This window comes from Pseudomonas eucalypticola (assembly GCF_013374995.1).
Classification (GTDB): domain Bacteria; phylum Pseudomonadota; class Gammaproteobacteria; order Pseudomonadales; family Pseudomonadaceae; genus Aquipseudomonas; species Aquipseudomonas eucalypticola.
Window position 1 is genome coordinate 1,706,834 of the sequence record NZ_CP056030.1, and the last position, 12,875, is coordinate 1,719,708.

Annotated in this window: 7 protein-coding genes, 1 other RNA gene and 1 pseudogene; 6 read left to right on the forward strand and 3 right to left on the reverse strand. The window is 63.9% G+C overall.

What is annotated here, in order from left to right:
- Nucleotide 1 precedes the first annotated feature (1 nt).
- The 5 genes from smc (at nt 2) to HWQ56_RS07930 (ending at nt 10,389) form a co-directional block, all read left to right on the forward strand.
- Nucleotides 2–3,490 carry a chromosome segregation protein SMC gene (gene smc / locus HWQ56_RS07910; protein WP_176570151.1) on the forward strand — a complete coding sequence of 1,163 codons (3,489 nt, stop codon included), beginning with the start codon at nt 2–4 and terminating at the stop codon, nt 3,488–3,490.
- Between the two features lie 205 nt (nt 3,491–3,695).
- Nucleotides 3,696–4,589 (forward strand): cell division protein ZipA, encoded by an 894-nt coding sequence (gene zipA, locus HWQ56_RS07915; RefSeq protein ID WP_158157605.1) that lies wholly within the window; start codon nt 3,696–3,698, stop codon nt 4,587–4,589.
- A gap of 113 nt (nt 4,590–4,702) precedes the next feature.
- Nucleotides 4,703–7,054 carry an NAD-dependent DNA ligase LigA gene (gene ligA / locus HWQ56_RS07920; protein ID WP_176570152.1) on the forward strand — a complete coding sequence of 784 codons (2,352 nt, stop codon included), beginning with the start codon at nt 4,703–4,705 and terminating at the stop codon, nt 7,052–7,054.
- A 74-nt stretch (nt 7,055–7,128) separates the two neighbouring features.
- The gene (treS, locus tag HWQ56_RS07925; RefSeq protein ID WP_176570153.1) at nt 7,129–9,192 is read left to right on the forward strand and encodes a maltose alpha-D-glucosyltransferase; all 2,064 of its coding nucleotides are present in this window, start codon (nt 7,129–7,131) and stop codon (nt 9,190–9,192) included.
- A gap of 39 nt (nt 9,193–9,231) precedes the next feature.
- Complete coding sequence (locus HWQ56_RS07930) at nt 9,232–10,389, forward strand: zinc-binding metallopeptidase family protein (protein WP_158157602.1); 1,158 nt, start codon at nt 9,232–9,234, stop codon at nt 10,387–10,389.
- A gap of 116 nt (nt 10,390–10,505) precedes the next feature.
- Here HWQ56_RS07930 and HWQ56_RS07935 read toward each other — a convergent pair whose 3' ends face one another.
- A complete protein-coding gene (locus tag HWQ56_RS07935) occupies nt 10,506–10,952 on the reverse strand; it encodes an Hsp20 family protein (RefSeq protein ID WP_158157601.1) in 447 nt (148 codons plus the stop codon).
- 799 nt (nt 10,953–11,751) lie between these two features.
- Nucleotides 11,752–12,051 (reverse strand): hypothetical protein, encoded by a 300-nt coding sequence (locus tag HWQ56_RS07940; RefSeq protein ID WP_176570154.1) that lies wholly within the window; start codon nt 12,049–12,051, stop codon nt 11,752–11,754.
- A 383-nt stretch (nt 12,052–12,434) separates the two neighbouring features.
- Here HWQ56_RS07940 and ffs point away from each other — a divergent pair.
- An RNA gene (gene ffs / locus HWQ56_RS07945) (signal recognition particle sRNA small type) lies at nt 12,435–12,531 on the forward strand.
- Between the two features lie 215 nt (nt 12,532–12,746).
- Here ffs and HWQ56_RS07950 read toward each other — a convergent pair.
- Nucleotides 12,747–12,875 (reverse strand): annotated as a pseudogene (locus HWQ56_RS07950) (transposase); the annotation flags it as partial.

The following is a 12,875-nucleotide window of genomic DNA, read 5'->3' on the forward strand; positions in this document are numbered from 1 at the left end:
CATGCGGCTCAAATGCATCAAGCTGGCCGGGTTCAAGTCGTTCGTGGACCCCACCACGGTGAACTTCCCCAGCAACATGGCGGCGGTGGTAGGCCCCAACGGCTGCGGCAAATCCAACATCATCGACGCCGTGCGCTGGGTGATGGGCGAAAGCTCGGCGAAGAACCTGCGCGGCGAGTCGATGACCGACGTCATCTTCAACGGCTCCACCAGCCGCAAGCCCGTGAGCCAGGCCAGCATCGAACTGGTGTTCGACAACAGTGACAGCACCCTGGTGGGCGAATACGCCGCCTACGCGGAAATTTCCATCCGCCGCAAGGTGACCCGCGACAGCCAGAACACCTACTACCTCAACGGCACCAAGTGCCGACGCAAGGACATCACCGACATTTTCCTGGGCACCGGCCTGGGCCCGCGCAGCTATTCGATCATCGAGCAGGGCATGATCAGCAAACTGATCGAGGCCAAGCCCGAAGACCTGCGCAACTTCATCGAGGAAGCGGCCGGCATCTCCAAATACAAGGAGCGCCGCCGCGAGACCGAGAACCGCATTCGCCGCACCCACGAGAACCTGGAGCGCCTGACCGACCTGCGCGAAGAGCTGGAACGCCAGCTCGAACGTCTGCACCGCCAGGCCCAGGCCGCCGAGAAATACCAGGAGTACAAGGCCGAGGAACGTCAGCTCAAGGCGCAACTGTCGGCCTTGCGCTGGCAGGCCCTGAACGAGCAGGTGGCCCAGCGCGAAGCGGTCATCGGCACCCAGGAAGTCAGCTTCGAAGCCCTGGTGGCCGAGCAGCGCAACGCCGATGCCGCCATCGAGCGGCTGCGGGACGGCCACCATGACCTGTCCGAGCGCTTCAACCTGGTGCAGGGGCGCTTCTACTCGGTGGGCGGCGACATCGCCCGGGTCGAGCAGAACATTCAGCACGGCCAGCAGCGCCTGCGCCAGTTGCAGGATGACCTGCGCGAAGCCGAGCGCTCGCGCCAGGAAACCGAGTCGCACCTGGGCCATGACCGCACCTTGCTCGCCACCCTGGGCGAAGAACTGGAAATGCTCGCGCCCGAGCAGGAAATGACCAGCGCCGCCGCCGAAGAGGCCGCCGCCGCCCTGGAAGAATCCGAAGCCACCATGCAGGGCTGGCAGGAGCAGTGGGATGTGTTCAACACCCGCTCCGCCGAGCCCCGGCGCCAGGCCGAAGTGCAGCAGTCGCGCATCCAGCAGTTGGACCAGTCCATGGAGCGCCTGGGTGAACGCCAGCGGCGCCTGAGTGAAGAGCGCGCGCAACTGGCCGCCGACCCCGAGGACGCGGCCATTCTGGAACTGGGTGAGCAACTGGCCGCCAGTGACATGCTCATCGAGGAGTTGCAGGCCGGCGAAGCCCAGCAGGTGGAGCGCCTTGAACAGGTGCGCGAGCAACTGCAGCAGGCCACCCGCGAGCAGCAGCAGGCCCAGGGCGAACTGCAACGCCTGAATGGCCGCCTTGCCTCCCTGGAAGCCCTGCAACAGGCCGCCCTGGACCCCGGCACCGGTACCGCCGAGTGGCTGCGCGACCAGCACCTGGACCAGCGTCCGCGCCTGGCCGAGGGCCTGCGGGTGGACGCCGGCTGGGAGCTGGCGGTGGAAACCGTGCTGGGTGCCGACCTGCAAGCGGTGCTGGTGGATGATTTCAACGGCCTGGCCCTGGGCGCCTTCGAGCAAGGCGACCTGCGCCTGCTCACCGCCGCCAGTGGCAGCCCGAGCCTGCCTGGCAGCCTGCTGGACAAGGTGCACAGTAGCACCGACCTCAGCGCCTGGCTGGGCCAGGTCAAACCGGTGGAAACCCTGGACGACGCCCTGGCCGGTCGCGCTCAACTGCAACCGGGCCAAAGCCTGATCAGCCGTGACGGCTACTGGGTGGGCCGGCACTTCCTGCGCGTCAGCCGTGCCAGCGATGCCCAGGGCAGCGTGCTGGCCCGCGGCCAGGAGCTGGAAAACCTGGGCCTGGAGCGCGACGAACGCGAAGCGGCCCTGGCCACCCTGGAGGAGCGCCTTGAGCACCTGCGCGAGCAACAGGTCGTGCAGGAGGAAGCCCGCGAGCAGCTGCGCCGCCAGGTGGCCGCCGAGGCCCGCCAACAAGGTGAACTGAAGGCGCAGCTGTCCGCCGGCCGCGCCAAGGCCGAGCAGTTGGCCCTGCGCCGCCGTCGCCTGGATGAGGAACTGGCCGAACTGGCCGAGCAGCGCGCCCTGGAGAGCGAAGAGCTGGGCGAGTCGCGCCTGCAACTGCAGGACGCCCTCGACGCCATGGCCCAGGACACCGAACAGCGCGAACGGCTGATGGCCCAGCGCGACAGCCTGCGCGAGCGCCTCGACCAGGTGCGCCAGGACGCCCGCCAGCACAAGGACCACGCCCACCAGTTGGCCGTGCGCTTGGGCTCATTGCGCGCCCAGCACGATTCCACCCGCCAGGCCCTTGAACGCCTGGAATTGCAGGCCGAGCGCCTGACCGAGAAGCGCGAGCAGCTGTCGCTGAACCTGGAGGAGGGCGAGGCCCCCCTGGAAGAGCTGCGCCTCAAGCTCGAAGAATTGCTGGAACGGCGCATGGCCGTCGACGACGAAATGCGCCTGGCCAAGGCCGCCCTGGAAGACGCCGACACCGAGCTGCGCGACGCCGAGAAGCGCCGCACCCAGGCCGAGCAGCAGTCGCAGATGATCCGCGGCCAACTGGAACAGCACCGCATGGAATGGCAGGGCCTGAGCGTCAAGCGCACGGCCCTGCAGGAACAGTTGCACGAGGATGGCTACGACCTGCAAGGCGTCATCGCCACCCTCGACGCCCTGGCCAACGAAAAAGAAGCCGAGGAAGAACTGGAACGCATCAACGCCCGCATCCAGCGCCTGGGCGCCATCAACCTGGCGGCCATCGACGAGTACCAGCAGCAGTCCGAACGCAAACGCTACCTGGACGCCCAGAACGATGACCTGGTGGAAGCGCTGGACACCCTGGAAAACGTCATTCGCAAGATCGACAAGGAAACTCGCAACCGCTTCAAAGATACCTTTGATCAGATAAATGGTGGTTTGCAGGCCCTGTTTCCGAAGGTTTTCGGCGGTGGTAGCGCTTATTTGGAACTGACGGGCGAAGATTTACTCGATACAGGGGTCACAATCATGGCGAGACCCCCTGGCAAGAAGAACAGCACCATCCATTTGCTGTCCGGTGGCGAAAAAGCACTGACAGCCCTGGCCCTGGTGTTTTCCATCTTCCAGCTCAACCCGGCGCCGTTCTGCATGCTCGACGAAGTTGACGCACCGCTGGATGACGCTAACGTTGGACGCTATGCACGGCTGGTGAAAGAGATGTCCCAGACGGTTCAATTCATCTACATCACCCACAACAAGATCGCCATGGAAATGGCCGACCAGTTGATGGGCGTGACCATGCACGAGCCCGGTTGCTCGCGCCTGGTGGCGGTGGACGTAGAGGAGGCGATGGCGATGGTTGACGCCTGAAGCGCGAGCGAATTTGGACCGCTTGCACTTAATTGGCGTATCTGCTGCGACAGACGGTGTAAAGTTATCTTTGGTCGTGCTAGTTTATTGGACATATTTTCGTACGCGTGGGGAAAACGCCTGTCAGAACATAGAGTTGGCGCCACGTTTTAAAGGGGTTTAAACCCTTTATTTTTCAGCATTTTTCATAGAGGCACAGGATTAAATGGAAATCGGTCTGCGCGAATGGCTGATCGTCATCGGCGTGATTGTCATCGCCGGTATTCTCTTCGATGGCTGGCGCCGCATGCGCGGCGGCAAGGGCAAATTGAAATTCAGGCTCGACCGCAGCTTCTCCAACCTGCCGGACGAAGAGCACAGTGCCGAGGTACTGGGCCCGTCGCGGGTACTGGAAGAGGCCCGCGAGCCGTCGCTGGACGAGCATGACCTGCCGTCCATGAGCGCCCCTGCGCGTGAGCCGGTGGCCAAGCGCGGCAAGCGCGACAAACAGGAACAGCGTGAACGCGAGCGTGAGCGCGTGGCCGCCGAGTCCACCCAGGGCGACCTGGCGCTGGAACCCGAGCAACCGACCCTGTTCAGTGCCCGCGATGACGACTTCCCGGACGACAAGGCCCCGGCTTTCAATGCCTCCGGCACCGCGCCGGCCGAGCACCGCGACGTGCCCCAGGCCGAGGAAGTGCTGGTGATCAGCGTGATCTCCCGTTCCGAAGGTGGCTTCAAGGGCCCGGCCCTGCTGCAGAACATCCTGGAAAGCGGCCTGCGCTTTGGCGAAATGGATATCTTCCACCGCCACGAAAGCATGGCCGGCAACGGCGAAGTGCTGTTCTCCATGGCCAATGCGGTGAAGCCCGGCATCTTCGACCTGGACGACATCGACCACTTCAGCACCCGTGCGGTCAGCTTCTTCCTGGGCCTGCCAGGCCCGCGCCATCCCAAGCAGGCCTTCGACGTCATGGTCGCCGCGGCCCGCAAACTGGCCCACGAACTGGACGGTGAGCTCAAGGATGACCAACGCAGCGTGCTGACGGCCCAGACCATCGAACACTACCGCCAGCGCATTGTCGAATTCGAACGTCGGGCGTTGACGCAAAAGCGTTGAGCGGTGGTGGCTTGTTCCCGGGCTAAGCTCGGGAAGGCCACACCAGGAAAACCTCGCCGAACACCCGAAGAGCAGCCCAGGCTGCTCTTTTGCTTTACACGAGAACACACAAGATGACCGCCGCCAACACCCGGATCCTCGAGCTGCGCGCCGAACTGGACCAGCACAACTACCGCTACCACGTGCTCGATGAACCGAGCATCCCGGACGCCGAGTACGACCGCCTGTTCCGCGAACTCAAGGAACTGGAAGCCGCGCACCCCGACCTGGTGACCGCCGACTCGCCGACCCAGCGCGTGGGCAACGTGGCCCTGACCGCGTTCAGCCAGGTGCGCCACGAAATCCCCATGCTCAGCCTGGGCAACGCCTTCGAAGAAACCGACATGCGCGAGTTCGACCGCCGGGTGAACGAAGGCCTGGACCTGCCGGTGGGTGACCTGTTCGGTGGCGGCGCGGCGGTGGAATACAGCTGCGAACCCAAGCTCGATGGCCTGGCCGTGAGCCTGCTGTACCAGGACGGCCTGCTGGTGCGCGGCGCCACCCGCGGCGACGGCACCACCGGTGAAGACATCAGCGTCAACGTGCGCACCATCCGCAACGTGCCGCTCAAGCTGCACGGCAGCGGCTGGCCCGCCACCCTGGAGGTGCGCGGCGAAGTGTTCATGTCCAAGGCCGGTTTCGAACGCCTCAACGAAGGGCAGATGGAAGTGGGCGGCAAGACCTTCGCCAACCCGCGCAACGCCGCCGCCGGCAGCCTGCGCCAACTGGACTCGAAGATCACCGCCAGCCGGCCGCTGGAATTCTGCTGCTACGGCTTGGGCCAGGTCTCGGAAAACATCGCCGAGACCCACATCGGCAACCTGGAAAAACTCAAGACCTGGGGCATGCCCATCAGCCGCGAGCTGAAACTGGCCAAGGGCATCGACGAGTGCCTGGCGTACTACCGCGACATCGGCGAGCGCCGCAACGCCCTGGCCTACGAGATCGACGGCGTGGTGTTCAAGGTCAACAGCCTGGCCAGCCAGCGTGAGCTGGGCTTCCGCGCCCGCGAACCGCGCTGGGCTATCGCCCACAAGTTCCCGGCCATGGAAGAGCTCACCGAGCTGCTGGACGTGGAATTCCAGGTGGGCCGTACCGGCGCCGTTACCCCGGTCGCGCGCCTGAAGCCGGTGAAGGTGGCCGGCGTGACCGTGGCCAACGCCACCCTGCACAACATGGACGAAGTGGCGCGCCTGGGTCTGATGATCGGTGACACCGTGATCATCCGCCGTGCCGGCGACGTGATCCCCCAGGTGATGCAGGTGGTCACCGAGCGCCGCCCGGAAAACGCCCGCCCTGTGCACATCCCCGAAACCTGCCCGGTGTGCGGCTCCCACGTGGAGCGCACGCAACTGGTCAAGCGCAGCAAGGGCAAGGAAACCGTCAGCGAAGGCGCGGTATACCGCTGCGTCGGCCGCCTGGCCTGCGGGGCGCAACTGAAGCAGGCGATCATTCACTTTGTGTCTCGCCGCGCCATGGACATCGACGGCCTGGGCGAAAAAAGCGTCGAACAACTGGTTGACGAAGGCCTGGTGAGCTCGCCAGCGGACCTGTACATCCTCACGCCCGAGCAGATCATCGACCTGGAAGGCTTCGCCGAGGTGTCCACCCGCAAGCTGCTGGACGCCATCGCCGCCAGCAAGCGGCCGACCCTGGCGCGCTTCATCTTTGCCCTGGGCATTCCCGATGTAGGCGAGGAAACCGCCAAGGTGCTGGCCCGCTCCCTGGGCTCGCTGGAGCGCATCATGGTGGCGCTGCCCCAGGTGCTGACCTACCTGCCCGACATTGGCCTGGAAGTGGCCTACGAAATTCACAGCTTCTTCGAAGACCCGCACAACCGCAACGTCATCGCTGAATTGCTGGGCCATGGCCTGGAACTGCAAGACCAGGGTGATGTACACGCCGAATTCGCCGCCAGCACCAGCCTGGCCGGGCTGATCGCCAAACTGGACATCAACTCGGTAGGCCCCACCGGCGCCGAGAAACTGGTGGCCAAGCTCGGCAGCCTGGACAAGATCATCGCCGCCGACGGCATCGACTTGCGCCAGGCCCTGGCCGCCAAGCAGGCGGACGCGGTGCGCGATTACTTCCGCGACCCGGCCAATGCCGAGCGGGCACTGAAGCTGGAACAGCAGCTGCAAGCCTTCGGCATGCACTGGGCCAGCGAGAAAAAGGTCGTCGAAGGCCTGCCGCTGGCTGGCCAGACCTGGGTGCTCACCGGCAGCCTGGAGCGCATGAGCCGCGACGTGGGCAAGGAAAAACTGGAAAGCCTGGGCGCCAAGGTGGCCGGTTCCGTGTCGGCCAAGACCCATTGCGTGGTCGCAGGGCCCGGTGCGGGCTCCAAATTGACCAAGGCCAACGAACTGGGCATCAAGGTCCTGGACGAAGACGCGTTCATCGCCCTCCTTGAAGCCCACGGCGGTTGAAGCGGCTGCTTTCCAATGCAACGATCCGACCGCCAGGCACTCATAAGGAAATGCCAAAATAGCGGGGGTCACCCATGTCAAAGCCGGACAAGGACTACATTCAATGGCTCGTGGACCAGTCCATGCTCCACGCGGCCAAACAGCGCGCCCTTCACTACGCCGGCCAGGCCCGGCTGTGGCAACGGCCTTTCGCCGAAGCCCGGCCACGGGACGCCTCGGCCATCGCCTCGGTCTGGTTCACGGCCTACCCAGCCTCCATCGTCACCCGTGATGGCGGCTCGGTGCTGCAAGCGCTGGGCGATGAAACCCTGTGGCATGCGCTATCGGACATCGGCATCCAGGGCATCCACAACGGCCCGCTGAAACTCTCCGGCGGCCTGCGTGGCCGCGAACGCACCCCCAGCGTCGACGGCAACTTCGACCGCATGAGCTTCGACATCGACCCCGACCTGGGCACCGAAGCGGAAATGCTCAACCTCAGCCGCATCGCCGCCGCCCACAACGCCATCGTCATCGACGACGCCATTCCGTCGCACACCGGCAAGGGCGCCGACTTCCGCCTGGCCGAGCGCGCCCACGCCGACTACCCCGGCCTGTATCACATGGTCGAAATCAAGGAAGAAGACTGGACGCTGCTCCCCGAAGTCGCCGACGGCCGCGACGCCTGCAACCTGCACCCTGAAACCGTCGACCTGCTCAAGGCCAAGCACTACATCGTCGGCCAGCTGCAACGGGTGATCTTCTTCGAGCCGGGGGTCAAGGAGACCGACTGGAGCGTCACCCCGGTCATCGTCGGCGTCGACGGCAAGGCGCGTCGCTGGGTGTACCTGCACTACTTCAAGGAAGGCCAGCCCTCGTTGAACTGGCTGGACCCCACCTTCGCCGCGCAACAGATGATCATCGGTGATGCCCTGCATTCCATCGACATCATGGGCGCGCGCATCCTGCGCCTGGACGCCAACGGCTTCCTGGGCGTGGAGCGCCGCGCCGAAGGCAACGCCTGGTCCGAGAGCCACCCGCTGTCGGTCAACGGCAACCAGTTGCTGGCTGGCACCATCCGCAAGGCCGGCGGTTTCAGCTTCCAGGAACTGAACCTGACCATCGACGACATCGCCGCCATGGGCAAAGGCGGCGCCGACCTGTCCTACGACTTCATCACCCGCCCGGCCTACCAGCATGCGCTGCTGACCGGTAATACCGAATTCCTGCGCCTGATGCTGCGCCAGGTGCACAGCTTCGGCATCGACCCGGCCTCGTTGATCCACGCCCTGCAGAACCACGACGAACTGACCCTGGAGCTGGTGCACTTCTGGACCCTGCATGCCCACGACACCTACCTGTACCAGGGCCAGACGTTCCCGGGCAACATCCTGCGCGAGCACATCCGCGAGGAAATGTACGAGCGCCTGGCGGGCGAGCACGCGCCGTACAACCTGAAGTTCGTCACCAACGGCGTGTCCTGCACCACCGCCAGCATCATCACCGCGGCCCTGGGTATACGCGACCTGGACGCCATCACCCCTGAGGATGTACGCAAGATCCAGCACATCCACCTGCTGCTGGTGATGTACAACGCCATGCAGCCGGGGGTATTCGCCCTGTCGGGCTGGGACCTGGTGGGCGCCTTGCCGCTGCCGGCCGAACAGGTGGCGCACCTGATGCAGGATGGCGACACCCGCTGGATTCACCGCGGCGCCTACGACCTGGTCGACCTGGACCCTGAAGCCGAGGTGTCTGCCGGTGGCATGCCGCGGCCGAAAACCCTGTATGGCAGCATCACGGCCCAGTTGCAGCAGCCGGACTCGTTCGCCACCCAGCTGAAAAAGATCCTGGCCGTGCGCCGCGCCTACGACATCGCCGCCAGCCGGCAGATTCTCATTCCTGACGTGCAGCACCCGGGCCTGTTGGTACTGGTGCACGAATTGCCGGCGGGGAAGGGCACGCAGATCACCGCGCTGAACTTCAGTGCCGAAAGCCTGGTGGAAACCCTGCACCTGCCGGGCATCGCCCCAGGCCCGGTGGTGGACATCATCAACGAACGGGTGGAAGGCGACCTCACCGACAGCGGCGACTTCACCATCACCCTAGACCCTTATGAAGGCCTCGCCCTGCGCGTGGTCAGCAGCACACCCTTGTAAGTACCACCACCGCTGGCCCCTGTCGTCCGGAGAAAGTGCATGTACCGTCTTTTCGAACAGTTGAGCACCCGCATCGCCGCCCCCTTCGTGCGCCAGCCCGAACGCAACAGCAAGGTCTGGCAGTGCCAGTGTGGCCAGGCGGTGTTCTTTCGCAACAGCCAGTGCCTGGCCTGCACCGCGGCGCTGGGCTACTGGCCGGACGCCAACGTTCTCTCCTCGCTGCAGCCCGCTGCCGACCCCGGCACCTGGCAGCTCGACGCCCGCCCGGACGCCGGCCCGTTCCGCCGCTGCGCCAACCTGGAAACGGCAGCGGCCTGCAACTGGCTGATCCCGGCCAGCAGCGGCCAGACCTTCTGCGCCTCGTGCGCCCTGAACCGCACCATCCCCGACCTGTCCGTACCGGAAAACCCCGAGCGCTGGTGCAAAGTGGAAACCGCCAAGCGGCGCATGGTTGCCCAACTGATCAACCTGGGCCTGCCCGTGGTGCCCAAGAGCGTGGACGAGGCAACCGGCCTGGCCTTCGACTTCGTCGGCATCGACCTGGAAGGCAACGCCCCCACTACGGGCCACGCCAACGGCCTGATCACCCTGGACATCAAGGAAGCGGACGACGCCCACCGGGAAAAAGTGCGGGTGATGATGCGCGAACCCTACCGCACCCTGCTGGGCCATTTCCGTCACGAAGTGGGCCACTACTACTGGGACCGTCTGGTAGCCCCCAGCCATTGGCTGGGTGAATTCCGCAGCCTGTTCGGCGACGAAACCCAAAGCTACGCCGACGCCCTGCAGCGCCACTACGACCAGGGCGCGCCGCTGGACTGGCAACAGTCCTACGTCAGCGCCTACGCCACCATGCACCCCTGGGAAGACTGGGCCGAAACCTGGGCCCACTACCTGCACATGATGGACGCCGTCGACACCGCCCAGGGCTTCGGCATGAGCGCCCACGACATGGACCTGGACTACCAGCCGTTCCCCCTGGACACCCTCTACGACCCCCAGGACCCTCACGGCCCCGCATTCCTGGCCTTCGTTAACGCCTGGATCGAACTGGCCGGCATGCTCAACGAACTCTCGCGCAGCATGGGCCAACCCGACTTCTACCCCTTCGTGGTACCGCCCGCCGTCATCGCCAAACTGCACTTCATCCACCTGGTGGTGCAGCAAGCCGGCGGCCGCGCCGACAGCGTCCTGTAGCAGCGGACCCGGCCGCGTCCCAAGCGCCGCGAAGCATCAGGCACACAGCAGCCGCCAACGTCAGCCCAACAAAAAAGGGCGCCCTGAGAGGCGCCCCTTTTCTACCGAATCACGTCTTACTGCAGCGCAGGCTGCTGAACCCCATTGATCGGGATACGTTTGGCCTTGGCCTCTTCCGGCACCACGCGCAGCAGATCGATGTTCAACAGGCCATTGCTCAAGCCTGCGGCCTTGACCTCGATATGGTCGGCCAGGCGGAACGACAACTTGAACGCACGCTGGGCGATGCCCTGGTGCAGGTAGGTCACGGCCTCACCGTTGCCTTCACGCTTGCCACCGCTGACGGTGAGCACGCCTTTCTCCACTTGCAGCTCCAGGTCGGATTCCTGGAAACCTGCCGCGGCGACCACGATACGGTACTGATCATCGCCATGTTTCTCGACGTTGTAGGGTGGGTAGCTGCTACCCGATTCATTGCGCAACGCCGACTCGAACAGATCATTGAAACGGTCGAAACCCACGGAATGGCGGAACAGTGGGGCGAGGGAAAATGCAGCAGTCATGGTAAATCTCCTGAACAATCAGCAAGGTTGAATGCGCGACCCGACTTCGGCATCGCGTACTAAACAGATAGGGCTGGCCAATTGGATTTCAAGAAACGACCCAAAAATTTTTTTCAACTCGTCAATCGCAATGCCTGCTCTTACCGCTGTGCTAACGCCCACCCCTCAAGACTTGCACAACCCCCCTGTGGGACCGGGCGAAGCTCGGGAAGCAGACACCGCGCACCACCAGACACACCGCGGCGCTCCCTTCCAGAGCTAACGCCCACCCTCAAGACCTGCACAAATCCCCTGTGGGACCGGGCGAAGCCCGGGAAGCAAACACCGCGCACTACCGGGCACACCGCGGCGCTCCCTTCCCAAGCCAACACCCACCCCTCAAGGCTTCCATAAATCCCCTGTGGGACCGGGCGAAGCCCGGGAAGCAAACACCGCGCACCACCAGACGCCCCGCAGCACTCCCTTCCCAAGCCAACACCCACCCCTCAAAACTTGCACAAATCCCCTGTGGGACCGGGCGAAGCTCGGGAAGCAGACACCGCGCACCCTCCAGGCACACCGCAGCGCTCCCTTCCCAAGCCAACGCCACCCCTCAAGACTTGCACAAATCCCCTGTGGGACCGGGCGAAGCTCGGGAAGCAAACACCGCGCACCCCCAGACACATCACGGCGCTCCCGTCCAGAGCTAACGCCCAGTCCCACGCTGTATCTGAGCAACATTGCACCGTGGGACAAAAGTGTGCCCGCGAAGAGGCCCACGCTATCTCTACAGCTCTAGAAGACCTGCACGATAATCCCGTCAAACAACCGTCAAATCCGGCCGCCCCAAAGCCCGCGGCTCTGGCCCGTCCCGCCCCTCCACCCGCCGCTCGATCACACCCATCACCCCGCAGCCATCCTCCAGCAGCACCTGGGCGGCACGGGCGAGGTAGCGGTAATCACACTCGTCTGCACCTTCAAGGGCGGCGAGTACATGGCGGGCGAGGTTCAGGCGTTGGTCAGCAAAACCGAAAATGTCGGAGAGTGCGGCTTGAGTGTCCAGATGGACGACAGGCGATTGAGTCAGCGAAGAGGGAAGGGCAGAAAATCGAGGATCCATGATAAGCACTCCTAGCAGTATGAGGAGCCGCCAACATCCACTTCCACATGAAGGGTGGCAGCTGTACACAGGTGTGGAAGACCGGGCATAGGCCGGCACACCCGAAGGTGTCCTGCATACAGCCGCCATGACGCGAACGCGTCTATCCACAAAATTCGGGATAGTCGTTCAAAGCTGTATCACTATGCTCGGGCTTCCACACCCGTTCGCTGATTTTGCAGCGAAGCGCGGACTATAAGCGCTCCTCGCCGTCCCCGCAATCCATCCCGCAGGCAAGTGCTTGACCCACCTCAAAATTTTTTCTGCAATCAATGGTTGTATCTTCGCCCCAGACCGGTACAATGGCACCGCTCGCTGCCAGGCGAGTGTTGTTATGGTGACCCCATCGGTCCCCCCGCAACGATTACCCGTTAACCTGGTCAGGCCCGGAAGGGAGCAGCCACAGCGGGAACATTGTGTGCCGGGGTGTGGCTGGTGGGGTTGCCTCCATTCTGTTTTAAATCCCTGATTTTAAACGACTTTTCGCTCTTTCACCGCGTAGTGATCCAGAGCGATGATCCATCGCATCCTGTATCCCGCCCGACCTTTGGTTGTTCCGACACTCGGTTTCCTACTTCCGAATGGTTGTGCCCGATGTAATTTGTCCTCTCTTTCCTAAACTTAAAAAACCGAAGATCTTTACAGGCCCATTGCAAGCGCGAAACGTTGATCCGTACCGGCCTAAGTGAACAGGCTGCCTCAGCGAGGCTATAGCCTTGGTCGACCACTAAGATGGCAGCTTCTCGCTTGAACTCGCGCGTAAAGGTACGTCGTTGCTTGCTCAT

Bases quoted from the DNA above. Each gene is read 5' to 3' on its own strand.
- smc (WP_176570151.1), top strand. From the start codon at position 2: ATGCGGCTCAAATGCATCAAGCTGGCCGGGTTCAAGTCGTTCGTGGAC.
- zipA (WP_158157605.1), top strand. From the start codon at position 3,696: ATGGAAATCGGTCTGCGCGAATGGCTGATCGTCATCGGCGTGATTGTC.
- ligA (WP_176570152.1), top strand. From the start codon at position 4,703: ATGACCGCCGCCAACACCCGGATCCTCGAGCTGCGCGCCGAACTGGAC.
- treS (WP_176570153.1), top strand. From the start codon at position 7,129: ATGTCAAAGCCGGACAAGGACTACATTCAATGGCTCGTGGACCAGTCC.
- HWQ56_RS07930 (WP_158157602.1), top strand. From the start codon at position 9,232: ATGTACCGTCTTTTCGAACAGTTGAGCACCCGCATCGCCGCCCCCTTC.
- HWQ56_RS07935 (WP_158157601.1), bottom strand. From the start codon at position 10,952: ATGACTGCTGCATTTTCCCTCGCCCCACTGTTCCGCCATTCCGTGGGT.
- HWQ56_RS07940 (WP_176570154.1), bottom strand. From the start codon at position 12,051: ATGGATCCTCGATTTTCTGCCCTTCCCTCTTCGCTGACTCAATCGCCT.